This window comes from Bacillus sp. FSL K6-1218 (assembly GCF_038006445.1).
In the GTDB taxonomy this organism is placed as follows: Bacteria; Bacillota; Bacilli; order Bacillales; family Bacillaceae_G; genus Bacillus_A; species Bacillus_A thuringiensis_S.
Genome location: NZ_JBBOVE010000001.1, coordinates 3,147,628 through 3,172,495 on the forward strand (window position 1 = coordinate 3,147,628; position 24,868 = coordinate 3,172,495).

Below are 24,868 nucleotides of genomic sequence, written 5' to 3' on the forward strand. Positions count from 1 at the left end.
GTTAATAAAGTGCAAAACTTGTAGGTTTCTTAATCCTTCCACTAACCTTAAGGTATTTTTAAAATTTCTCCTCAAGATTATGAAGCAATTTAAAAATCATTACTCGTTCGCCTGTACGGGAGCTTATATCCGTATGAAAGCTTTTCACTTTTTCTCCTGTTAATTCTAGAATAATATCTTTCAAATCTTCAATTCCAGATTCAACTAGCTCCGAACGATTTTTCTTTATCGTTAGCATACCGTCTTTCGTTTCGCAAACAGTATATTCAGCTGGCGTTAAAATACCTTGTAAATTTACAATAATCATATCCCGTAATATATCTGTCTTAACGGATATAGATCCGCGTCCTAGGTAGTCCTTTTCCCAGTGAGTAATTGCTTTACTTATCTCTGATTCAATAGAGCCTTTTGAGTTTTTCATCTACGTATCCTCCTTCAATAAAATGTAATTATATTTATAATTACAATAACACTATAATAATCTGGATTGATTTTATTTTCAATTATTGAGAAGAATTTATAGGAATCGTTGTCAGGTATCCTTTAGTATTAAAGCGAATTTTTATATTGCAATATACGTTTTTTTGATTATCCCCAACAAAATACTCTTACTATAAAGACTCTGTTGCATACATTTCTAAAAAGGACATTCCGGAGAAAATAAGGAAACTCTTGTAACGTAATATACAAACAAAAAATCCTACACTTATGAGTAGGATTTTTCTCTTTTTATATTAGTCAAAAAACTAAAAGTATACCTGCCCTCCAAACATATTAACGATTGGGTTTATGCATATTTCCTTCGAATTTTGCCAACCACCAATAACAGTAAAGGAATCCCTAGCTCATAAACGGGAAATGCAATTGGAATTACGAAAAATATGTAGTAATAATGGGTAAATGTCTGGATATTTTTAACTGACACAGCTATGATGAACGAAATAGGAGCAAGAACTAACGCTACTTTTCGCCAATCCTTCAAATGAAATATTTGCGCTGTTCCATAACAAGCGATGAACATGTATAACGCCAATTTCACAAAAATACTAAAAAACCAAATAATAACTATCAAAATATCCACATTTTGAATGAACTCCATGACAGATATGTATCGGCTCAAATCGTAAACCGGATACAAAAAACTTGAAGATAAATTCGGACCGAATGTTAAAATGACCGCTAATGTTCCGATCGTTACCATGAAAACGGCTAATCCTACCCCCAACATCGCTCTTGATGACGCTTGCTCTGGTTTATCCATAAAGAAAACGAACATCATCATCATAACAGCCTCTCCAAAAAATGCGGCTACAGGGGTATAGGAACCTTTAAGGATGGGAAGCCAGCCAGAATCGTGATAAATAGGCCGCATATAATCCCAATTCATATTGCCAACATTCAAAATGATTACAAACGTTATCATTAAAAGTACAATTGGCCCTATGATTTCACTTAAACGTCCAATACCTTCCACCCCTCCTTGGTAAATGATAAAAATGAGCAATAACATCGCAGTAAAGACAATGCCCCACAAAGGTGTATTATGAAACAAAGCGATAATAATGAACTCACCAAATTCACGGACGGTTATCCAAATTATCATGTACCACCCAAAGAAGTAAGGAATCATCAGTAGCTTTCCTAGCCATTTACCAAGAATAGTTTGACTAAATTCAATGAGAGTTTGTTTCGGATAAAGCGAACCAAGTGTAGTTGCCAAAAAAGTAAGAGCAACCCCTATCGCTCCTGCAATCAAAATCGAGATCCACGCATCTTGTTTGACCGTACGAATCGTCGCTGGAATAACTAGAAGGAGTGATTGTCCCACTTCAAATGTGAACATCATCCAAAAGATTTGCCTGCCAGAGATTTTCATCGATTTTCTCACACTCTATATTCCTCCTTATTTTTTCATTTCATTTTTCTTCAACTGCAACGGTGGTCCAGTCAGTCCTACTCGCCGAATAGTAAGCTTTGTACGAACAGAAACCTCCACTTTTCGAAATTGTTTACTCCAATTCTTTTTTAACCCTTTCCATTCGGATGGATATTTTTGATGAATGGCTTCTCCAAATCCAAAGATATCAGTTCCGTATTGTTTTTGAACCTTTTTAATAGTTTGGAGAGCTTTCTTTTCGGACTGTTTTTCCAATACATGTTCTAAAAGAGTAAGATTTTTTGGCTGTGAAAGATCTAAATTCGTATTGTTCTCCTGAATTGTTCCTTCACCAGAAAAAACAATGTCACACTTAATTGTGTCCCCTTGTATAGTAGGTATGATTTTTCTATTGATCTTTGTCATATATAAACTTGCACTACCATTTCCTTTAGAGGCCGTTGCTGTAACTGTCTGTTTACTTAAACGATTCACTATCCAAAGAGTAGTTAACCATTCCTGCATGTTTAAGTATCCTACCAATTTGAAATCGTTGTTAAATATAGCACCGCCTACAATTTGAAACCCTTTGACCACGGTTTTACCTTTTTTATGAGACACATTTAGTTTAATAACGGGCAAAATCGGGATGATTCCATCACTCGTACCAGCAATAAGAAAATTTAATAAAGACATATCTCCCGCTGCCTCTATTTGCATATGCTCTTTAAGTGCCCCAAGTGCCGGGATAGACTCTAAAGGGATGGATGCTTTCAGAAAATCTTTTGCAGTATTCCCTTTTATGACAAACACACCTGCTCGTAATCGAATATCAGGATCGCGGCTATATGCATCTAAAACTGGAGCAAGACCACTTTTAGCCATTTTTTCTCCAATCAATATTACACGCTGGTGCCCTCGAAAAATTTCTCTCGACATTTTTGTTTGCATCATTTGTATAGCTTCATGTGTATCCCTTCCCGTTCCCGATTCTGTAAAAAACGCTTTTCCTGCATTACTTCTTCCGCTCTGTCCCATTCCCATTTTTGATGGAATAATAAACTGAGCACTAATTTCAATCTTATTATTCTTCGCTTGATCAAGTCCCCATCCTAATTCTATTGCCAAATCATTTAATTCTGTCCGATCCCAACATCCCGTCAAGAAGCATAAAGAAATGACCAGTATCATACAGAGTGCCTTGTGCAGGCTCATTCTGTTTCCCCTCCCCGTTTCTCATCTGGCTTTTGTCCACCTGGAAAACGGACTTTCTCTTCACCAGATACCATTATTGGGCGGTGGGTCATATTCCAACGAGGTGTTCGGAGAAAAATATCCTTTAAATCACGAGGAGTCTGAGGTGCAACTGGACTTAAATACGGAATGCCAAAAGAACGAATGTTAGTTAAATGAATCAAAATCGCAAGGGTACTTATTGCAACACCGTATAGCCCGAGCATCCCTGCCAATAACAGCATCGGAAAGCGTAACATCCGGTAAGCTGTTCCTAAGTTGTAGCGCGGGAACGCAAATGACGCAATACCGGTCGTCGCCACAACAATGACCAAAGGTGCGGAAATAATACCTGCTTGCACAGCAGCTTGCCCGATAACAAGTGCTCCGACAATACTAACTGCTGATCCAACAGGTTTTGGTAACCGAACCCCCGCTTCCCTCAAGCCTTCAAATAAAAACTCCATCATTAGCGCTTCTATGACAGCCGGGAACGGAATGCCTTCTCGCGCAGCTGCAATACTAATAAGCAAATTTGTCGGAATTAATTTAGGATGAAAGGTTGTAATAGCAACATAGAGAGAAGGAAGAAATAATGAAATATTAATTAATATTAAACGAATCCATCGAACAAAAGTTGTGTAGATGGAGCGTTCGTAATAATCCTCCGCTGCTTGCAGACCAGTCCAAAATGTCATAGGAACGATCAAAACGAAAGGTGTGTTATCTACTAAAATGGCGACTTTCCCCTCTAATAAACTTGCACAAACCGCATCTGGCCGCTCAGTATTTTGAATTTGTGGAAAGGGCGAAAAGGGTTGGTCCTCAATAAACTCTTCAATGAAAGCTGACTCCAACACTCCATCAATTTGAATTCGCTTTACCCTTTGGCGAACTTCATCCAAAACCGAATCAGGTGCAATTCCCTCAATATAGGCAATTACCACATCTGTCTGTGACAATTCCCCAATCGAATAAGGTTCCATTTTTAGTTTTTGGCTTCGAATTCTTCGGCGAATCAGGCTCGTATTGACCCTTATCGTTTCCGTAAACCCGTCCCGAGGGCCACGAACAGAGATCTCGGCAGCCGGCTCTTCAATACCTCGTTTTTCAAAACCTTTTAAATCAGCGACTAGAGCTTGACTCTCTCCTTCTGTTAAAATGACGATATTCGCTTTCAATACTGCTTCTATAACCTCACGAACTTTAGAGATTGTCTTTACTTGAGAAACCGCAATGAGCTGATTTTGTATAATTTCTCCTACCGAATCCACACTCTTTACTCCACTAGGCAGACCTTCGAACATCATTGGTTTCAAAACAACTTGTTCCACAACTTTAGTGTCAACTAATCCATCTATATAAATAAAAAGAATTTTATTTTGACTATCTATGATTATTGGACGAAAAACAATATCGGAACAATTTTCAAAAACTTGTCTCAAAACTTCTTCATTCGCAGATACACTCTGCTTGAGTTCGCACTCTTGATCATTTTGGAGCAGCATACTTACACTCTCAAGTTCCTGAATATCTTTTCTCAAACGCTTTCTACTAAGTTTTTTCATCATACTACCCCATTTATCGAGTGGTTTATGTTTTTATACTTGAACTTTAGTGTTAGTGATTTCTTGACAAAAAAGCTTTAGAAACCGTTCCACTACATGGTTTTTGGGTAAGTAATCATTTGTCTAGAAAACAACAGGAAAATATCCCCTCTATATCCTTCTTAAAATCTCCTTACACATGAAAATTATTCAATTTTTTCTATAAGTTAGTTATTCTAAAATGAGGTATCCATAAAGTAACTTGTAACTGATGCTTTGTTAAATAGGTACTAATGAGCTTATAGAAACGAGCAAAAAAAGCATGTCCTGAAGAAAGATGAATCAGAACATGCTCTTAATTTATTTAATAGAATCACTCTTTCACTAAAACACCCTTCAATGAAATAACTGTAATAACATGACCTTATCTTTTAAAAATAACTATGTTTATACTATAGACGTTGATCTCTCTGAAAGTTTAGTTGAAAATGATCCTCATCATTGTATACTCCAAATTCATACCCTTGCTCTTTATAAAATTTAATAATTTCAGGAAGAGCTTGTAATGTTTGCGCCTTTTCATGCATTAAAACAACTTCTACTTCTTCTGTTGTCTGTCTCTTTACATTTTCGATAATCTGAGTTGGATTATCTTTTAATTTCCAATCATTTGAGTCTATTGTCCAATCCCAAACTTTTATTGCTGCTTCTACAATTTGATTACGAATTTCCTCACCCTTTAATCCCGGTGCAGATCCATATGGCGGACGAACTAGTTTAGGAGTTGTACCCGTAATATTATGGATCAGAGCTAACGTTTCTTTCATCTCCGGTACAAATTGTCCCTTTTTGTATAGCTTATCACTATTATGTGTCATACTATGAGCACCAATATAATGTCCTTCTTTTACCGCTCTTTTTACATTTTCCTGAAAACCTGTATTTTGTAAATTGCTACCTTGCATAAAAAATGTCGAGGCAACATTTTGTTCTTTTAGTACATCTAAAAATTTCCCAGTTAATTCGCTAGGACCGTCATCGAATGTTAAATAAACAACCTTTCCTACCGGTTTTCCATCAGGTCTTTTCTGTTTTGGTGGTGGTGTTTCATTTTTCTTTTCTTGTTGTTGCGTATTAACTTGATTACTACTTTCATTAGCTACTCCCTTCGCTGGGATAGAGTTCCATTTCCCAATTAAAAAGAAGGTGAAAAAAGTCGTTGCTAAAACAACTCCTAGAGATAGTATTGCCTTAGTTCCTACATTTGTTTTTTTCTTATTTTGTGATTCTTTCATTATGTTTCGATCCTTTCCCTACTAATTTTCATATTCATTATTTATACAGCTAAGCATTAACTCCAGTTGATATTTACAATAAGTAGATTAATAGAGGAAGGTGAAGATAAAATGCAGATAATGTCGAAATTAGTTAAAGAATAACGTATTGCATCCACTCTTTAGAAAAATATTGTTTTCTCTAATACAGTTAAATTTGAAAACTGGATATACATCTAAAATAAAAAATACTACTCTTTCTAAACAAAATTTTTATATCAAGATAATAGCATACTGTTATAAAGATAAAATACTGAGTTAGCCATACTATTGAAATTCTATTATAATCTTGTAATTGGAATTCATTTGAACCAAATGAAGAACTAGAAGCAATATTATTATGTGGAGGTGCCCCGATGAACCTTGTAATTAGAGAGTTAAAAACAAATGATTTAGATGATCTCCCGGAGATTGATGACAGTTTTATAGTGAATGCTCGGTTAATTCTTTCTCTTTCCAAAGGAAATAAACGTATAGAATATACAGTAGAAGACGTTCCGAGTTATGAAAAAAGTTATTTACAAAATCAAGATGATAATGAAGAACTGCCTTACAATGAATATATAAATAAACCTAATCAAGTAATTTACATAGCACTGGTACATAACCAAATCATTGGATTAATGGTATTGAAAAAGAATTGGAACCACTATGCTTACATAGAAGATATAACGGTAGATAAAAAATATCGTACAATCGGAGTTGGTAAAAGATTAGTTGATCAAGCAAAGCAGTGGGCAAAAAAAGGAAATATGCCAGGTATCATGCTTGAAACGCAAAATAATAATGTCGCAGCATGTAAATTTTATGAAAAATGTGGATTTGTAATTGGTGGATTTGATTTTCTTGTTTATAAAGGTTTGGATATGCAAAATGATGAAGTTGCACTTTATTGGTATTTGCATTTCGAATGAAAATGTTCTTAACGTTAAACAAATTCAAAATAAAAACCCCAATCTCTCCATATTAAAATTGAGAAATTGGGGTTAAGTTATTTAACAAGATTTTTTATCTAAAACAGATAACTAATTAATAATCCTGCTGATAATAAGAAACCAAAAATCGTATTTGTCATCGCTGTTGACTTCATTGCGATGCGCATATACCCAGGATCCTTTGCTCCTTTTTGGAAACTTTGAATAGCAGAGATTGGCTTTCTCAAACCTAGGAACATAACTAATGCCCAAGGGCTTATATAACCCATTAATACAATTACGGCAATCCATAAATACGCAATGAAAAAGGCTACCGCTAGTGTTACTATGGCTTTTTCTCTCCCAAGGAGGATTACTAATGTCTTTCTTCCACCTTTAATATCTTCTTCTATATCTCGGATGTTATTTGACATATTGATTGCACCGACTAAAATTCCAATTGGAATAGAAATCAATACACTTTCAATCGTTACAGTATTCGTTTGGATAAAGAAAGCAATGAGTACAAAACATGTCCCCATTAACAATCCAGAAACTAGTTCTCCAAATGGAGTGTACGCAATCGGTAATGGACCACCTGTATATAAATAGCCAACTGCCATTCCAATTAAACCGATGACGACTAACCACCAGCTACTATTCATACAAATATAAATGCCGATAAGTGCTGCTACTACATACAATAAAAGCGCAACTGTTAACACATTTTTTGGTTTCAATCCATGACGGACAATTCCGCCACCAATTCCAACGGATTCAGCAGTGTCTAATCCACGTTTGAAATCATAGTACTCATTAAATAAATTCGTTGCGATTTGCAATGCTAAACATGCAATCATCATCGCAATAAATAAAAGCCAATCAATTTCGGCAACATAAAGCGATGCCACTGTCCCTAAAATTACAGGAGAAAACGTCGCCGTTAATGTATGTGGGCGCGTCATCTTCCATATTAATTTAGCGGAACTAATTTCTTTTTCATTCCCCATAACTCTGTTCAATCTCCCTACATTTTAAGTATAAAATCGCTAGAAGTATCTTTCTATCTATTGCCTACTTCACATCCATTCATTATATCAATAAATGATTATCCTTTCTAACAAATCTACTTTTAATAACGTAAAAAGTTATTAAATGAAACTTTAATTAGTGAGGGGCCATTACTCACTGATTAATAGACTACACTAATCGTACTTTTACGTGCATCCCAATTCCCGCTTAACTTCCTCTCATTCACCTAATTTTAAGGGACAATCTTTTTCCGCGCAAATAGCAAGATAAATAAAATAGCCTACTCGTATGAGTTGACTATTTTTCTTTGAAGACATTTAATACGCCCTACAGCAAAAACTATGATTAAGGTCAAATCACTTCCAAACAATCCCTCGCCGCTCGTATTCCATCCTATATTCAACAGCAGCTGCAATTTGGGAGCTTGCGAATCTTTCCGTAATCCAAAGCCCTAAATCAATTCCTGAAGTAACTCCTCTTGCGGTAATAACATTCCCTTGATCCACAATTCTGTAAGGAAGAAGCTCTGCCCCGTATTCACTCATTTCATTCTGCGCCAAATGGTGCATCGTCGCCTTTTTACCATTCAATATACCGGATACAGCTAGTAACATACCTCCTGTACAAACTCCAGCAACAATCGTTCCTGCATTGTGCATCTCTCTAATCATTTTAGTCAAAGTACCAAGCTCTGCTTGCTTTCGTGCCCCATCCTCTGCTTTATGATTCCAACCGCCACCAGGTACAATTAACAAATCTGGACGATTATCCATTCGTAAAAAATCATGTAGTTTAACTGTAACTCCAAACGAGGTAGTAACTGCTTGCTTCGGTTCACTTGATATGAATTCAACCGTAAATGGAGCTCCTTCTTCTATCGCTCTTTTGAGCACCTCAAACGGCGCAAAGGAGACAAGCTCTCCGAAGCCATCAAACAATACTATTTGTATTTTCATTTTCGGACACCTCATATAGTTTCTTTTTTGAATCGCAAATTAGGACAATAACTGTTATCTACAAATTAACAATGAAGATAGTCTTTCTCCTCTCACTCTATAAACTTCAAAATGTTCCTCTAGCTGCCCCACATCTTCTAGTACATTTAGCGTTTTCTTCACAAAATTCCAATTCAAACTACCAGATAACCATAATAATGAAGACAGTCTTTTATAATCGTTTGAGGTTAAAATATTATTAGCCTTATATCCTTCTAAAAATGAACTAGCAACACTTAAACATACTTCATGCGAATGTATTCCTTCTGTTCGAGAATACCACTTTATTAAAAAGGATAACCCTTCAACGCGGTCAACATAACTAATAGATTCAAAATCTACAATTCCTTTTACCTTTTGACTTGATTCCCATAAAACATTCAAAGGATTTAAATCAGTTTGTACAATAAACTCCAAATTACTCGTATATGCACATTCTATATGACACTTAGCGAGCTCTATATACCCTCGCAATTCCTTACATGTACCACCTTTATTTTCTAATAGCTTTATAAACTCACCATATCCATCTAAATGAGATTTCTTTTGAAAAGTCGAGCTTTGAAATGTACAAGAAATATCATGTATATTTCTTGCTTCCTTTCCAAAAATCTCTGCCATCGTTTCTGTACAATGAGTAACATGCTCCCCTTCAATCCAAGTAGACAATACAAACCGATACTGTTCATCATTCCAAGTAACAAATGTAAATGACTCTCCCGCCCGATTCTCCTTAATCTGCATAAATGGGATTCCATGCTCTCGTAAATAATACGCAAATCGTACTTGCTCTTTCAATTGTTCATTTGATAATGTCCCAACAGCTGGATTAGTTGTTCGATCGCTATTCATAAACCGTGCGGAATACCGATCTCCATTTACGATGATTTTATAATGCAAATCTGTATGCCAACTGTTCTTATGTAATTCTTCTTCCACTATTAGTGAATGAATTTCTTTAAAATAATTTATTACTACATTTCTTATTATGTGTTTCACCCTATTCCCCTTTCATGCAAAAATCCATTCTTGTACTTCCGAATAAAAACCTTTTAAAGTGAGGATTTTTAAGATACACCTAATGTATTCAAATAAAGAATTCTACCCTACTGTAGAGTAATAATAAAGTTATGTAATTTTGCCGCCAAAATTACAGTAGCCTTCTATCTATGTAGATGAAAGAAGGCTACTAAATCTTTTTAAAAATCTAGTTATTTCATAGTGAATGTATTATTGATTAAATAATACATTTGTTTAATACAAGTACTAAATAAGAAAAAATAACCGTTATAATGCAATTAACAAATTGAGGATTTTCATTTAAACTTTATAAAACTCAAATGTATTTTTTTCTATACATATTGTTTCATCAGAAGTTTTGATAATGATATCAAAACGCTGACTATACGAATGCATAAATACTTCATATTGAATCCGGCGTTCTTCATGAGACTGCTTTAAATAATTTATATCGGCTCCTCTTTCAGCTATATCCCGGCTTGACCTTCTTATTAGTTCCGTTTCGCCATCTGTATAAAAATAAATTTTCAAATCAAATAAATCAGGATCAATAAATGCGGCGCTCATTCCTTCCACAATCGTTACTTTATTTTCCGAAGAAATCAACTTACTTTTCATATAATGCGTATCTATCGTATAAAAATCTAGCCCAGCTCTAACCATATGAATATCTCTTTCTAAAGCTGCCAAATGGTGCGCCGCTGGGTGACAAGCTGTCATTTTATAACGATGATTTTCATTTTGATATGTATAGTGAATCACTGCGTGCTTACGGATATCCGAACTAACAATGTAAGGATCTGTATTAATATAATTTACTTCATTTTGATTTAGTAGGTTTACGAGTCTATTAGTAAACGTTGTTTTTCCAGCTGCACCATGCCCTGAAATACCGATAACAATTTGTTCGTCTCTCATCTTTAACCAATTTATGATTTCTTGTAACAACTTATCCATCATTCTCCCCCTTGCGCTAATATACTATCCTTTATTTAGATATCCAAAAATCCTTTTATTTAATTATACATAAAAAGGGAAAGATAGTGTGATTATTCATCATACCATCTCTAATTCTAAACAACTTTATTATTTATGAACACCTACATGATTAAATACATTTCTAACTTTATAAACCCAACAGAATATCCTCTGCTTTTGGGTAATTTATGCGAACCAATGCAGTCATAACTATGTACAATAAAGGAAAGAGCCAATCCCCTATACGATAGAAGATTGGCTCTTTCCTTTATTTACTCCCCTGTTTCAGAAAATCTCTTTATACGTTTTCCAATTTCATCGCGAACACGTTGAAATTCAGACCACTCTTTTCCTGCCGGGTCATCAAATCCCCAGTGAACACGATTTACGTGCGGAGGTGTCGAAGGACAAACCGAATCCGCATGACTACAAAGGGTAACAACTAAATCAGCGTTATTTAAAATATTTACATCAATTATATCTGATGTTTGATTCGTTATGTCAATATTAACTTCTTTCATCGCTTTAATAGCATTTGGATTTACTCCATGTGCTTCAATACCTGCAGAATATACATTCCACTTATCCCCTACATATTGTTTGCCCCATGCTTCTGCCATTTGGCTTCGGCATGAATTTCCTGTGCATAAGAAATAAATTGTCTTTTTGTTTTCCATGTTGTTTTCCGCCTTTGTTTTTAATTATACTGGTTGATCATTAAAATATTTACGCTTAAACCAAAAAGCGACATTTACAAGTGCAATCATTACAGGTACTTCCACTAATGGTCCGATAACAGCTGCAAATGCTGCGCCCGAATGAATACCAAACACACCAACCGCTACAGCAATCGCTAACTCAAAGTTATTACTACCTGCTGTAAATGCTAACGTTGTAGTTACCGAATAGTTTGCACCAATTTTTCTTCCCATAAAGAAAGAAACAAAAAACATCACAATAAAATAGATTAATAATGGAATCGCTATTCTTACTACATCTAGTGGTACGCTAACAATCATCTCCCCTTTTAAAGAGAACATAACGATGATTGTAAATAGTAATGCAAGTAATGTAAGTGGACTAATCTTCGGTATAAACACCTTTTCATACCACTGTCTTCCTTTTAACTTAACGAGTACAAAACGTGTCAACATACCTGCTATAAAAGGAATTCCCAAATAGATAAATACTGATTTCGCTACTTCTATCATTGTAATATCGACAATAGCACCTTCAATCCCTAACCATTCTGGAATTACCGTTACAAACACGTATGCATAAACCGAGAAGAATAACATTTGGAATACTGAGTTAAAAGCCACTAAACCTGCTGCATACTCTTTATCCCCATCAGCAAGGTCATTCCAAACTATTACCATTGCAATGCAACGTGCTAATCCAATCATAATGAGTCCAACCATGTATTCTGGTTTATCAGGAAGAAAAATAATTGCTAACACAAACATAAGTACCGGACCAATAATCCAGTTTTGTACTAAAGATAGAACTAACACTTTTACATCTTTAAATACTCGGCCCATTTCCTCATAGCGAACTTTCGCTAATGGTGGATACATCATTACAATTAAACCAACAGCAAGCGGAATAGACGTCGTTCCAACCTGTAATGTATTCAATCCGTCTACTACACTAGGGAACACAAACCCTAAACCAATCCCAACAGCCATCGCTAGAAAGATCCATAGTGTTAAATATCGGTCTAGAAAAGATAAACGTTTCATTTTATTTTCCATCTCCTATTAACAACAAGAATTTTTAGCTACCTCATTTGAAGTCGTGCAACAAAATGACTCTTCTATTTTGTGAACATCACTATCTGCTTTGGTATAAAAGAACTCCCACTCATTACCATCGGGATCCGTTACCCAAAACTTATCTTGTACTGCATAGCAACAAGTTATATCCATCTCATCACGCGCAAAGAAACCTTCTTTTTCTAATCTTTCTTTATGTAATATGATTTCTTCAGCTGTATCCACTTGAAAACCAAAATGATTTACCTGATTTCCATTCACTTCATCTCGTACGTTCAGCGTAAAATTAAGCCCTGGCATCTCTAATAAAAATTTTGCATAATCTAATTTCACTTTAACTGGTGATACACCAAATACCTTTTCATAAAATTCAATAGACTTCTCTAAACTCGTAACGTTTATACCAACGTGAACATATCTCATACCTTATTCCTCCTCTTTATATATCATTAATCAATTTTTTTTGATTAATAACGCAAAATTTTAACAGCAGCTACCTTTGCCTGTTTTTCTAAAGATACAGCACAATTCTTCTGATAATAAATTATTCACTTCCGCATCATTTAAATCATAATAACTCCACGTACCTTTTGTTTCTTTTACAATTAAACCTGCATCTAATAAAATCTTTAAATGATATGACAACTTAGATTGCGTCATTTCAAAAACTTCAGTTAAATCACATACACATGTCTGGCCTCGCTGACAAAGTTCATACATAATCTCTAATCGCTTTTGATCCGCCAACGCTTTAAACTTTTTCTCATAGAGCTGAAAATCTTGTGCCACTGTAGTTCACTTCCCTTCATCAACTTTTTTTGATATTTATAGTATATACGCTAGTGAGTTCATTATGCAACTTATTAATCAAGTTTTTTTGATTTAGAAAAACTACGGTTCTTTTTACAACTTAATAGTTACAATATTTCCGAGAAATGGAGTCTCTATAACTATTTTAAATTTTAATTTGATCATTATAGAGTAGTGCCCCATCATCATCAAGCTAAGAAAAACAAATACCCCAAAATGAGAAAAATCGATATAACTCTTGTTTTTAGTGCATATTCATAAAAAGCACGTCACCCTTTCTCATTAACATAAGAGAATAGTAACGTGCTTTTAATTTCAAAAATAGTCTAAATACTTAAGTTGATGGTTGTGGGGCGGGCCCCCAATAAGAACGGTATCTAAGGCTGTATGAGAGGTGTTTTTTCCATTCCAAAGGCCTCAGCCGACAATTAACTCAAGTACCGATTTCGGATGACCCCCATGTGATGAAGTTCGTGTCCTGCGATGCCATACGCGAGGGCGCGCGCCGTAATGCTTAGGTTGTTGGCTGTGCCCTTGCGGGTCCACGCCTCCGCCGGTAGCCCGCGCAGCAATGTAACCGTGGATTGCCGTACGGCCCGGTAGTCTTCGGCCAACTGCGCGGTTGTCCAGCTTCCGAAAGGAGGTATGAACAATTCCTGATCGAAACCGGTCAGAGGCGTCTGGTCCCCTCTTGCGAACCGGAGCAGGCGGTAGGTCATGACGCGTTCCGCGTCTGCAATGTGGCCCACGACTTCTTTCAGCGTCCATTTTCCTTCCGCATACCGATATGCGGCCTGGCTTTCGGTCAACGATGCCAGGAGCTCGGTCATTTGCTTTTCCTGGGCGAGCAGAATGTCGATGATGTTACCGTCCGGCACCAAACGGATATATTCACCGGAGTCCCCGGCGTATTCTTCTTCTGACGGTCTTTGATTCATGCGTAGTCACCTCTTTATGTATATATAGAAAATTATAGCACTCGTCTATGTCTAATCAATTCGCGAAATGATAGAACTTTCCTTCTAATAATTGAGGATAAGCAACTATTTAGTTGGTCGGTCGCCACACTATCCTGATTCGTTAGCACAATAAGCAACGCTAATCAATAATGCATAAAAATTATCTGTTATACAATATTTCGAAGGTATTAATATATAAAGGTAACACCTTCTTTTTTTAATTTAAAGATGAAGTTTCAATTATATTTTGAAATGAACCGGAGTAAAACACACTAGTCTAACTACTTTTTTTATACAAGATTTTATGCAAAAAAGAATAGCGAAGATCCCTAGAATCCCCGCTATATCAATGATGTATAAAATCTTGTATAAGAGATAGATAGGCATAGAGACAAAAATACGCTTGAAAACAGAGGTGTATGGAGAAGAAAGTGGTATAGATGAAGTTAATTTTTTATTTAGAAGGTTAGTCAATATATGTTGTAAAAACTGAACGGCTGATTTATTAAACCTTTGATTCATTCCTTCCGGACTGATGGGTACTTCTGTGGATGCTTCTAAACAGCTAGATAACTGAGCTAAAGAGGTTATAGCGATATTTTGACTCATCCATATACATAAAGCGACTAAATCTTTTGCTTGGTATTTACTGGTTCGTTGTACGAAACCAACATCTCTAGCAAGATCCCGTAAGGTATTTGGAGATAAAAACTTTGAATCTCTTGAGCAAATAGTTGTAATTCATCAGATACAGAAATAGAAATACAAAAACGCCATCCTTTCCTATGATTCTACAAAAAGAATAGCGTATTTTTTCATTTTAGGGGGGATTTTGTTGAATTAGCTTGATAGCGATTGGTGGTATCCCTTATAGGATAATAGAAGTTTGCATTTTCAATTTTTTTACACTCTATTAACAAGGCAGTTATAGCATCCTGGTTTAGCGTTAAGAATGTGAATATATTCTACTTCTTTATTATCAAAAATTTCATCTATATTTTCTCTTAAATTTACACCTTCTGTAACCCTTGCTTCTACAATCATTGAGTCAGCATTGTAGCCGCGTACAGATAGATACCTATGATGTAACATATGCGGAATTTCATTTACATCTAGCTTAGCAGTAGCTGCTCCCTTTCGTATAAATATAGGACCACTTGCTTTATAAGGCGAATTAACACTATGATATTGGTAATTCAGTAAAATTACCTCTTCTCCTACCTCTGCATCCTTCAAACTTATCCTGCAAGGATATCCAGGATTTTTATTTGCTATTATTTTGACTGCCCCGATACTTTTTAATACTTCTTCATTCATTAGAAATAGGTTATTAAACTCCTTCTCTTGTAACGCAATGATTTGAAAGTTATTTCTCATATTCTATCCCTCCTTAATTAGTTGTTATAAAGCATTTCACTAATGATGCTATCACTAAAGTTCATAAAACTTGTTCAATAATCCTGCCCGTTTGTTGAGGATTGAATTAAAAAGCTTACAATTCTATAACAGAGAAAAAATGGCTTATTATTGTTCAATACAAAGTTGTTTACTTTTAATCAATCAGTAATGATTTATCGAAAAATACGATAAGTACAAAGCACTCTTGTTAATTCATGCTATCTTTTGTTAAAGAACGTGAATTCAGTCAAGTTCTTGGTTTACGGTATTTCCACTATGGAAAGCACGGAATTGACTCGGTGAAAATCCTGTATTTCTTTTAAATGCATTATAAAAGCTAGATACACTTTGATAGCCTGTTTGATAACCAATCTCTGTACTATTAAAGACCGTTGTCAAGAGCAGTTCCTTTGCTTTCTTAACTCTGATCCTTTCTAGATATATTCGAGGAGTATACCCTGTTCTTTCTTTGAAAATCCGATTTAAATGAAAACGACTAACTCCTACCCTTGATGCAATTTCATTTAAAGACATGTTTTGAACATAATTATTTTTTATCAATCGCATAGTATCTTCCAAAACGCATTCGAACGGGTCGTATATTTTTATATTTAGATCTGATCGGCATCTTTTGCATGGGCGATAGCCTGCCCTTTGAGCTTCGTGCGCATTTGAAAAAAAGGATACATTTTCATAATTAGGAACCTTAGACTTGCAAGAAGGCCGGCAGAAAATTCCAGTTGTCTTGACTGCGTAAAAGAATATCCCGTCATACGCTGAATCACATGATACTGTTGCTTTCCACATGGTATCTCTAGAAAGGTTATTTTGATCCTTCATTAGATTTTAATCCTCCCTTGTAGGCGAAAATCTTATTACTTAAAATCATATAAATCGCATATATAGCCACGACAATTAACGGAACAAATATATACAATTGAAAAAATGGAATCACCAGCAAACATAAAATGAAAGAGATTAACGATGCCCACCATGCCAGTGTGTTCTTCCTAAATAATTTAACGCCTGCTGCCATTGAAAGAACATAAACTAGAATCCCAAGAGAAGTCGGTATAAACAAAATATCATCAAACGTTAGTGACAAAGCTTTTGTCACTAACACACCTGCTACCGAAAAACAGATAACAAACAATACCATCTGTCTTGGAATTTGAGTAGTTGCATGCAGCCTTGAGAAAAATTTTGGGAAAGCACCATCTCTGCTTAATGAATATCCCAATTGCGTTAGGCTGGCTACAAAAGCATTCGCTGTCCCTGTACAAATAATTAAAGCTAAAACAGCTGTAACGACTTTGGCACCTCCGCCTACTGTATCTCCCATTATAACACCAATAGGAGACAGGTTGCTTTCTTGACTGCCATACGTGGCCGTTCCAATAGTGACAAGACTTAGCGCTAAAAATAATAATCCAATGACAACTGTACTAATAACTGCTCCTTTGACAATATCTTTTTCTGGCCTTTTAAAGTGCTCAGCCAGATTACAAATCGCCTCCCAACCGAAAAATGCCCAAAAGATAACCGTTATAGCGTTCCCGACAGAAAACCATCCATTTGGAACAAAGGGAGTAAAATTCCCCCATTGTATTCTTGGAAACGCCACAAATACAGCTGACGCTAAAAGAATCAGTAATAAGGAACTTAAAATCACTGCAACTTTACCACTAACATTTACGCCGTAATAATTGGAAACACCTGCAATTACCAAAATAAAGACGGCAATTATAATTGTTTCAAAATGCGAAAATCCAAATGCCTGACTGACGTAAAAAGCACCAGTTAAAGATACAATCGTTTGACCAACTGCTGCTGTTACAAAGTAAAACCACCCAACGATATTGCCAAGATGATATCCAAAAGAATTTCTAACAAAGGTTGCTGCTCCACCGGAATCAGGATATATCCGTGCCAAACTAGCAAAGGAATAAGCAAGCGGAAAACTAATTATAATAACGATAAACCAGGATACAATAGATGCAGGGCCCGCTATTGAGGCCGTTACCCCCGATAAAAAAAGGACACCTGATCCTAGAATAGCTGAAATGTATAACGCAATTCCTTGAAATAATCCAATGGCTTTATTGTTCATAATCTCCCCCCCTTTTTTATAGGATTTAGTGTACTAGTAAAGGTGGGGGAATTCTTCTTGTTTTTTGCGGTTTAATTCGTTTAATAAAACAATCAAAAGCATTTTTATTATATTTCTTCTTCAACAATCTGGCCCGATTGTTGAAGAAAGTAGCCTGTTCCAATAAAGAACTTTATTGTTCAGTAAACAACTTGTCATGAAACCATAAAACGAACCGAAATTTTTCTTAAGAGTAGAAAATTCGGCTCGCTTTATGTTGGAATTTGCTTAGCGTATATTTTCGTTAAAATGTGGGCGGGATCCCATGCCCATCAAGCTAACATTTTATAGTACCCCCAGAACGAAATTTTGTACTATCTTGTAACAAAATGCTCATTTTTTCGTTTTGAGGTATTGGCGTTTCTTAGTCTGATGATGATGGGGTGGGACCCAAAACAGTACGATTTTATTTCAAAGACACAACGATCTTACTACACACTTTTTATTTATCCCACACTCTCATCTGCTAGTATTACTATTTTTTATTACTAATGTTGCCGTTTCACTCGGATGGCTAAGAGGAAAATGATGGCCATATGGAACAAAATCAACCTTACCAAGATGCGATGGAGCAGAATAACCTCTGTCATAATCCCCCCAAATAATGTGAAGATTATACTTTGTTACTTCATTGAAATCACCTTGATCTTTTTTCAGTAGTAAACTGTTAAGCTGAACCGTAGTATTTAAAATTCTAGGAGAAGTAAAACTGTTACTTATTTTTTCGATATAATGTTCAGGGATGCTCTCCATACTTTCAAACAAACCATTATTTAATAAATAACGCCCTATCAAATTAGGAGTTGCCAATTTTAATGTCCATTTGTTCATAAATTGGGGAACATTTAGCAATTTAGCATTTTTTTTAGCGACAGGTGGCTGAAGTAAAGTGATTGAATACTTCTTATCTATGTACTCTTGTACCAATGCTTCCAGAAGAATAAACGCACCGAATGAATGGCCAATTAGATGTGCACCATTAGTAGCTTTCTCCAATAACTTTTTCACTACATTCAAATAGATATCTAGAAGATTTTTCTCTTGTTTAAAAGGAGAACGTCCCAAACCTGGAAGATCCAAGATCCATACAGGTTGATCAGTTTTTTCATGAAGCTCTTGTGCTAAAGAAAATAAATCCTCTCCATCACTCAATAAACCATGTAATAAAATAAACGGTTTACCCTCTCCTTGTAATTGGTAAAGGGTAGTGTTATCGCATAATGTTCGTTTAAATAAATGATTATGCTGGCCATTTTGATACATCATTCGATAATCCAGATCAGCTACTACGGCAGGAAAAAATTTCATTACACTCGTCTTCTTAAACCAATCGCCTCCCATAATTTTTTTCGCTGAAACATTTGAAAATTTTCGTTTTGTAATAAAATTCAGTCCATCAGAAGGAATTTTTGTTATTTTACTTACTCCACTATTCATAATTGCTTTCATAAGTGGCATTGGGAAAGAGATTTTTGGTGCCCTCATATTCATACTTTCCGACATAATACTTAATAATTCAGCAATGTTCTGATCGTGCTGTTTGTCTTCAACAAGTGTATATGTTTGAATAGTCGGTTGCTCCAATCTGAAAACCTGCACAATAAACTTCGCAAGCTCATCGTTTGAAATAAGTGGTAACCTATATCCCTTACCTCCAGGAATCACTGGCATGAGCCCTCTTCGCATACTCATCACAAGCAAACCTAATCCTGCTATCTGCTCTGTACTCCCTGTTTTACTACTACCGACTACAGTTGGCGGATTAATTACAGAAAGCGGATAACCTACTGCTGCTGCCTGGTGACGGATATAAAGATCTGCTAAAAATTTTGTTCTCTCATATGGATTTTTTATTTTCAAATAATTGTTTCCTTCTTGAAACACATCAATTGCAATCTTGCTATTTTTATCATCAAAGGGGCTCATATAACCTACAACATGAATAAATTGTTGCAAGCCCTTCAATTGATGAATACTTTTAGCTAATTCACTAATATGTTTTGCGCCATTTAAAAATACGGAAGCTGCCTCTTTACTTGTCGCTTGAATATCCATGGGGCCTCCTGCGTGAATAATCACATCCGTTTTCAATACCCTCTCCTTATCTTCAGCACTTAGACCTAAATCTATTTTCGTCAAATCACCTTCAATAAAGTGCATAACTTCCTTTTTTAAGATGCCTCTTTCTTGAAAAAGGCGTATTGCTTTACTTTTCGACCTCACTAAAAGAAGAATTTTAACATCCTCATTGGCTAATTCTTTCACTACTTGCTTTCCAATAAAGCCTGTTCCACCAATTAAAAATACTGTTCTCATATAAGATCCCCTTTTTAGTACTATTCAGTACTAATTTGATGTAAAAAAAAAGCTTCTTTTATCGAAGCAATTTTAAAAAATGATCTGCTGTTTTCGTGATTACAGTTGCATCCTTCAATGTTTCTGAAATAAATAACGCTCCTTCAAGATTTGTAATAAAAAGTGATGCAACCTCATCAATATTAATCGTATTTCTGAATTCTCCATTCTCTACCCCTTGTTTAAGTAATAGAGAAACTTTCTTTTGTAATCCTGTAAAAAAAAGACCTATTTTTTCTTTTATTTGCGTGGCCTGTGTAGGACTTTGAATATAAAGAGTAATAAATGGACAGCTCCCCTTATACTCTCTCGACTGAACTCCTTGTGATAATTGCTTTAAAAACAGTTGGATACGATCTTCAACTAAAAATTGGTTCTGAGAAAGTACGTCATCAATTGCAGATTGATACATTTCAATCCAATAATCAACGACCCCTTCTAATAATACTTCCTTATTAGAAAAGTGATAATACACATTAGACTTTGAAACTTTGCTTACACGTACTAATTCATCCATACTTGTATAAGTAAACCCTTTTTCTAAAAATAATGTTGCAGCTACTTCAATCACACGTTTTTGATTCATTAATTTTACCTTTGTCATAACTAGAACTATATAGTACTAATTTAAATATTGCAAGTATTTATGTTAATTTAGAAAAAAGTTTGATTAAAAAAGTTCCACTAACATTGATTTTACTGCAAAAAAATCTTATTTTGAATAAAATTGAACTGAACCCCGAAATTGTTAATTCACTATCGTCTAATAGGGGTCACCATACATGCCCATCAACTTAAGAAAAAGAAATGCCCCCAAAACGAAAAAATGAGCGGCTTCTCAGAATAGCTATCTGTAGAGAAAGAAAAATTTAATTTAGGGGGATATGAAAGTATTAGCTTGATGGTAATGTGGCAGTACCTCATATAAAGAAATTTTAAACATCTTAATCTGCCTTTCCTTTATGTAAATATGGGAATAACGAAATTACCCCAAGGATAGCTAAACAAGCTCCAATCCATAGCGGAGATACAAAACCATATCCTTTACTGATCCCAAGACCACCTAGTGACGAACCAATAACAATACCTAGCGTAATAAAAGAACTATGAACGGTATTTATCATTATTCCATTACTAGCTGTTTTCATCACCCTCGCAACCATAGCTGGATTCAATGCTACACCAGTTAAACCAATAAAAATCGTAGAAATAACTGCAATGTATTTATTCTCTGCACTTAAAGCAAATAAAGACAACGCTATGATTAATATAATTAATCCACCCATAAGTATTTTCATTGTAAATTTATCAGCGAACTTGCCAATTATTATATTCCCAATTACTGTCGCGCTACCATAGAGAGCAAGTAAATATGGAATACTTGCACTTGAAAACCCTGTAACATTTGTAAAGATAGGAGTGAAATAACTAAATGCTGCAAACGTACCACCAATAATGAACATACTTGTTACGTACGCTGCCCAAAGATGAATATTCTTAAATCGCAGAAGTTCATCTTTCCAATTTAATTGCTCTTTATTTGAAGAGGATGGTAACAACCGTTGAATCATAATCCCTGATACTAGCACAAGAACAGAAACAGCCCCAAAACTAATACGCCAGCCAAAATATTGCGAAATAACGGTTGTTATAGGTAAACCTAATACAGTTGCGAACATTAAACCTGCAAGTACAATTGATGCAGCTTTTCCCCTTGAATCAGAGTGAACCAATGTCGCAGAAAAGGAAATCGCAACTCCAAAAGCTGAAGCTGAAGCAATACCAGTTATAATACGTGAAATCATCATAATATCATAGTTCCAAGCAATAGCTCCGAGCGATTGACCAATTAAAAATATGAACATTAAAAACAATAATGCTTGTTTGCTGCGCATTCGTAAGAGGATTGCAGTTAAAATGGGGCCTCCTATTACCATTGCTCCTGCATAAGCTGAAATTAAATACCCAATAGATGATACAGGAACCTGGAATGCAAGAGCAAGTTCATTCATCATACCTGCAACCATAAATTCTGATGTAGTCATACAAAAGATTGCTAAAGCTAATAAATAAATAATCGATGGCATAAAAACACTCCTTATTCATTATTGTAATGATGGGTACAAAAATAGTGCGAAAAAAGAGCGCACTAAGCGCCACAAATAGACTCTACTGTTCCTTTGATAACTTGTTCAGACAACATCCGATTTTGCATCGATACATTAAGAACACGGAATCCGTAATAACTGCTTAAAAGCAGACTAGCTAATTCCTCAGCTGATTGCTTCTTTGAAATTTCACCTGTTTGCAATCCTTCCTCCATCACTGTTTCAATAGCTTGTTTAAGAAGTTCAACATGCTTCGAGAAAATTTCTTGTACCATTAAATCGTTTTTAGCACGTTCTATACTGGCATTAATCAATAAACATCCTTTTTGATCCATATTCTCAAAGTCTTCTTTCAATGCCCATTCAAAAAAATTACTTAATCGTTCTTTAACTGGAATTGGGGTATGTAACAATTTCCTTTGTTCCCTAATCCCAATTTCATGGTAGCGTTCTAATACTTGTTTATACAGTTCATGTTTACTACCGAAAGTATTGTATAAACTTCCTTTTCCAAGTCCTGTATCACTGCATAAATCTTGTGTAGAACACCCTTCATATCCTCTTAACCAAAATGTTTTCATTGCAACATCTACAATTGAGGAATAATCAAACTCTCGAGGTCTGCCGCGTTTATTCAATCGTATCCTCCTCTCATTTTAAAGATAACATGAATAGAATACCTTTTTTGTACCACGCGGTCAACAATTTGTTTTATTGTTACTGTAAAATAAAATTTGATTATTTTAGATTACGAATAATGAAAAATAGCCCCTTTATTCAAATTTCCTAGCGAAAAAATCACGTTTTAATAGACTTCTTTATCATCCCTACCTTTCTATAGATTACTAGTTATGGAGTAGTGCCCCTATAAACAAAACCCTCCAGAGACATCTATAATCTGCCCTGTTACCCAGCGGCTATCAGAAGAAGCAAGGAATGCTACTGTATCTGCAATATCTTCAACTTGCCCTATTCGTCCGAACACAGATGAATTCGTAGCAAAATTTCGTATTTCTGGATCATCTAGCAATTTCGCATTGATATCTGTCTTCGTATATCCAGGCATAATTGTATTCACTGTTATACCCCGTTCTCCAAGATGTTTAGCTAGAGGAAGTGTCATCGTATTTAGTGCACCTTTACTTAAACCGTATGCAATGGACCCTGTAAAACCAAGTCTTACTTCCGCTGATGAAATGTTAATAACGCTCCCTTCTACTCGTAGTAACGGTAATGTTTGCTGAATTAAAAAGAATGGCGCCTTAATATTTACGGCCATAATTTCATCAAAAACTTCTTCTGTCGTATTTTCAATCGTCCCTTGTGTACCTATCCCTGCATTGTTTACTAAAATATCAATCTCTGGTGTACCAACTTTTATTTGTAATTCAGTCTTCAATTGTTCTACAAGCTTTTTGACACCATCAATTGAATTGAGATTAGCTTCAATTAAGAATGCCTTTCCTCCATTAGATTCAATCTCACTAATCGTTTCATCTGCAGCTGCCGTATTTCGGCCGTAGTGAATCGCAACTAATGCACCATCGTTTGCCAATCTCATCGCAATCGCACGGCCAATTCCGCGACTCGCTCCTGTTACTAATGCTACTTTCCCATCAAGGTTCTTCATTTTTTCCATCCTTCCTAAATTCCTTTTTGATAAATCCTATACTTATATTTTCATGCAAAAACCAATCATTTTAAATACAGATTTATAGGTAATTTAGTTCGTTCACTTATGATATTATATTTATAATTTATGATTTACTTTAGAAAACAAAACAAGGAGGCTACACAATGCAAAACGCAGTAAAACTGGATGAAATCGATCATAAAATTATGAACTTGTTGTATGAAAATGCGAGAATTTCTGTTTCAGAAATAGGACGTATTATATCCATGACGCAGCCTGCTGTAAAAGAACGAATTAACAAACTTGAAGATCAAGGAGTTATAGCGGCTTACCGAACGAAATTTGAGCCTTCCAAAATTAATAAAAACATTCAAGCATTCATCATGTTTAAAACGAGCCAATGCTCTGATTTTATTCAATTTTGTAATGCCGCTCCTGAAGTAACAGATTTATATCGAATTAGTGGAGAGTTTAATTATATGATGAAAGTCATGAGCGATTCGATGGATTCTCTCGCTACATTTTTAGACTCTTTAATGCAATTTGGCTTGTCATCTCCTTTAATTGTTTTAAAGAGTGAGTTTGAGGAGAAATTGTCGTTCTAATAAAGGATACGTATTATCCTCCACTAACAGTAAAAGCTTTTCCTTTATGGGGAAAGCCAATAAAATCAATGATTAGTAAACAAAAAAGAACATTGATATTTCAATGTTCTTTTTATATCTCTACATATGAATTAGATCTCTATTCGA

Annotated in this window: 24 protein-coding genes and 1 pseudogene; 2 read left to right on the forward strand and 23 right to left on the reverse strand. The window is 35.3% G+C overall.

The annotated features are described in order from the left end of the window. Positions 1–58 precede the first annotated feature (58 nt). The 5 genes from MHI26_RS16015 to MHI26_RS16035 all read right to left on the reverse strand — a co-directional run bounded on the left by MHI26_RS16015 (position 59) and on the right by MHI26_RS16035 (position 5,951). Positions 59–421 (reverse strand): DUF2294 domain-containing protein, encoded by a 363-nt coding sequence (locus tag MHI26_RS16015; protein ID WP_000798160.1) that lies wholly within the window; start codon positions 419–421, stop codon positions 59–61. 366 nt (positions 422–787) lie between these two features. After that, complete coding sequence (locus tag MHI26_RS16020) at positions 788–1,876, reverse strand: GerAB/ArcD/ProY family transporter (RefSeq protein WP_003307391.1); 1,089 nt, start codon at positions 1,874–1,876, stop codon at positions 788–790. A gap of 27 nt (positions 1,877–1,903) precedes the next feature. Next, positions 1,904–3,091, reverse strand: coding sequence for a Ger(x)C family spore germination protein (locus tag MHI26_RS16025; protein ID WP_061665916.1), 1,188 nt, complete (start codon positions 3,089–3,091; stop codon positions 1,904–1,906). Further along, the gene (locus tag MHI26_RS16030; RefSeq protein WP_003307387.1) at positions 3,088–4,680 is read right to left on the reverse strand and encodes a spore germination protein; all 1,593 of its coding nucleotides are present in this window, start codon (positions 4,678–4,680) and stop codon (positions 3,088–3,090) included. Before MHI26_RS16030 ends, MHI26_RS16025 begins: the two co-directional genes overlap by 4 nt. A gap of 428 nt (positions 4,681–5,108) precedes the next feature. Next, positions 5,109–5,951 (reverse strand): polysaccharide deacetylase family protein, encoded by an 843-nt coding sequence (locus tag MHI26_RS16035; RefSeq protein ID WP_000665158.1) that lies wholly within the window; start codon positions 5,949–5,951, stop codon positions 5,109–5,111. 395 nt (positions 5,952–6,346) lie between these two features. On the opposite strand from MHI26_RS16035, the gene satA reads away from it, so the two are divergent. Then, positions 6,347–6,904 (forward strand): streptothricin N-acetyltransferase SatA, encoded by a 558-nt coding sequence (satA, locus tag MHI26_RS16040; RefSeq protein WP_061665915.1) that lies wholly within the window; start codon positions 6,347–6,349, stop codon positions 6,902–6,904. A gap of 98 nt (positions 6,905–7,002) precedes the next feature. On the opposite strand, the gene menA is transcribed toward satA, so the two are convergent. The 18 genes and pseudogenes from menA to MHI26_RS16130 form a co-directional block, all read right to left on the reverse strand. Then, positions 7,003–7,914: a 1,4-dihydroxy-2-naphthoate polyprenyltransferase gene (gene menA, locus MHI26_RS16045; protein WP_061665914.1), complete on the reverse strand. Its 912-nt coding sequence runs from the start codon at positions 7,912–7,914 to the stop codon at positions 7,003–7,005. Between the two features lie 378 nt (positions 7,915–8,292). Next, entirely contained in the window at positions 8,293–8,892 is a 600-nt protein-coding gene (locus MHI26_RS16050) for a DJ-1/PfpI family protein (RefSeq protein ID WP_000701558.1), read from the reverse strand. Between the two features lie 54 nt (positions 8,893–8,946). Continuing rightward, the gene (locus MHI26_RS16055; RefSeq protein WP_000680499.1) at positions 8,947–9,930 is read right to left on the reverse strand and encodes a phosphotransferase; all 984 of its coding nucleotides are present in this window, start codon (positions 9,928–9,930) and stop codon (positions 8,947–8,949) included. A gap of 321 nt (positions 9,931–10,251) precedes the next feature. Next, positions 10,252–10,908 (reverse strand): uridine kinase family protein, encoded by a 657-nt coding sequence (locus MHI26_RS16060; RefSeq protein ID WP_000359530.1) that lies wholly within the window; start codon positions 10,906–10,908, stop codon positions 10,252–10,254. Positions 10,909–11,201: 293 nt separating this feature from the next. Then, positions 11,202–11,606, reverse strand: coding sequence for an arsenate reductase (thioredoxin) (gene arsC, locus MHI26_RS16065; RefSeq protein ID WP_000428370.1), 405 nt, complete (start codon positions 11,604–11,606; stop codon positions 11,202–11,204). A 24-nt stretch (positions 11,607–11,630) separates the two neighbouring features. Further along, entirely contained in the window at positions 11,631–12,671 is a 1,041-nt protein-coding gene (gene arsB / locus MHI26_RS16070; protein WP_000826573.1) for an ACR3 family arsenite efflux transporter, read from the reverse strand. Between the two features lie 18 nt (positions 12,672–12,689). Next, complete coding sequence (locus MHI26_RS16075) at positions 12,690–13,127, reverse strand: ArsI/CadI family heavy metal resistance metalloenzyme (RefSeq protein WP_001271034.1); 438 nt, start codon at positions 13,125–13,127, stop codon at positions 12,690–12,692. Between the two features lie 60 nt (positions 13,128–13,187). After that, positions 13,188–13,493 (reverse strand): arsenical resistance operon transcriptional regulator ArsR, encoded by a 306-nt coding sequence (gene arsR / locus MHI26_RS16080; RefSeq protein WP_000046018.1) that lies wholly within the window; start codon positions 13,491–13,493, stop codon positions 13,188–13,190. Between the two features lie 449 nt (positions 13,494–13,942). Continuing rightward, complete coding sequence (locus tag MHI26_RS16085; protein WP_061665913.1) at positions 13,943–14,452, reverse strand: DinB family protein; 510 nt, start codon at positions 14,450–14,452, stop codon at positions 13,943–13,945. Between the two features lie 417 nt (positions 14,453–14,869). Further along, positions 14,870–15,237 (reverse strand): annotated as a pseudogene (locus MHI26_RS16090) (IS4 family transposase); the annotation flags it as partial. 139 nt (positions 15,238–15,376) lie between these two features. Further along, a complete protein-coding gene (locus MHI26_RS16095; RefSeq protein WP_001245406.1) occupies positions 15,377–15,850 on the reverse strand; it encodes a DUF1203 domain-containing protein in 474 nt (157 codons plus the stop codon). Between the two features lie 264 nt (positions 15,851–16,114). Further along, positions 16,115–16,711, reverse strand: a complete 597-nt coding sequence (locus tag MHI26_RS16100; RefSeq protein ID WP_000654819.1) for a bifunctional transcriptional activator/DNA repair enzyme AdaA — start codon at positions 16,709–16,711, stop codon at positions 16,115–16,117. Next, a complete protein-coding gene (locus MHI26_RS16105; RefSeq protein ID WP_061665912.1) occupies positions 16,695–17,981 on the reverse strand; it encodes an APC family permease in 1,287 nt (428 codons plus the stop codon). The genes MHI26_RS16100 and MHI26_RS16105 overlap by 17 nt, the downstream gene beginning before the upstream one ends. Positions 17,982–18,479: 498 nt before the next feature. Continuing rightward, positions 18,480–20,336, reverse strand: coding sequence for an alpha/beta fold hydrolase (locus tag MHI26_RS16110; protein ID WP_061665911.1), 1,857 nt, complete (start codon positions 20,334–20,336; stop codon positions 18,480–18,482). Between the two features lie 58 nt (positions 20,337–20,394). Beyond that, positions 20,395–20,961, reverse strand: a complete 567-nt coding sequence (locus tag MHI26_RS16115) for a TetR/AcrR family transcriptional regulator (protein ID WP_061665910.1) — start codon at positions 20,959–20,961, stop codon at positions 20,395–20,397. A gap of 358 nt (positions 20,962–21,319) precedes the next feature. Continuing rightward, entirely contained in the window at positions 21,320–22,462 is a 1,143-nt protein-coding gene (locus MHI26_RS16120) for an MFS transporter (protein ID WP_001139229.1), read from the reverse strand. A gap of 62 nt (positions 22,463–22,524) precedes the next feature. Beyond that, positions 22,525–23,121, reverse strand: coding sequence for a TetR/AcrR family transcriptional regulator (locus MHI26_RS16125; RefSeq protein ID WP_001042194.1), 597 nt, complete (start codon positions 23,119–23,121; stop codon positions 22,525–22,527). A gap of 227 nt (positions 23,122–23,348) precedes the next feature. After that, the gene (locus MHI26_RS16130; RefSeq protein WP_042973363.1) at positions 23,349–24,113 is read right to left on the reverse strand and encodes an SDR family oxidoreductase; all 765 of its coding nucleotides are present in this window, start codon (positions 24,111–24,113) and stop codon (positions 23,349–23,351) included. A gap of 167 nt (positions 24,114–24,280) precedes the next feature. Here MHI26_RS16130 and MHI26_RS16135 point away from each other — a divergent pair, with 167 nt between their 5' ends. After that, positions 24,281–24,721 carry an Lrp/AsnC family transcriptional regulator gene (locus MHI26_RS16135; RefSeq protein WP_001178566.1) on the forward strand — a complete coding sequence of 147 codons (441 nt, stop codon included), beginning with the start codon at positions 24,281–24,283 and terminating at the stop codon, positions 24,719–24,721. Positions 24,722–24,868 lie beyond the last annotated feature (147 nt).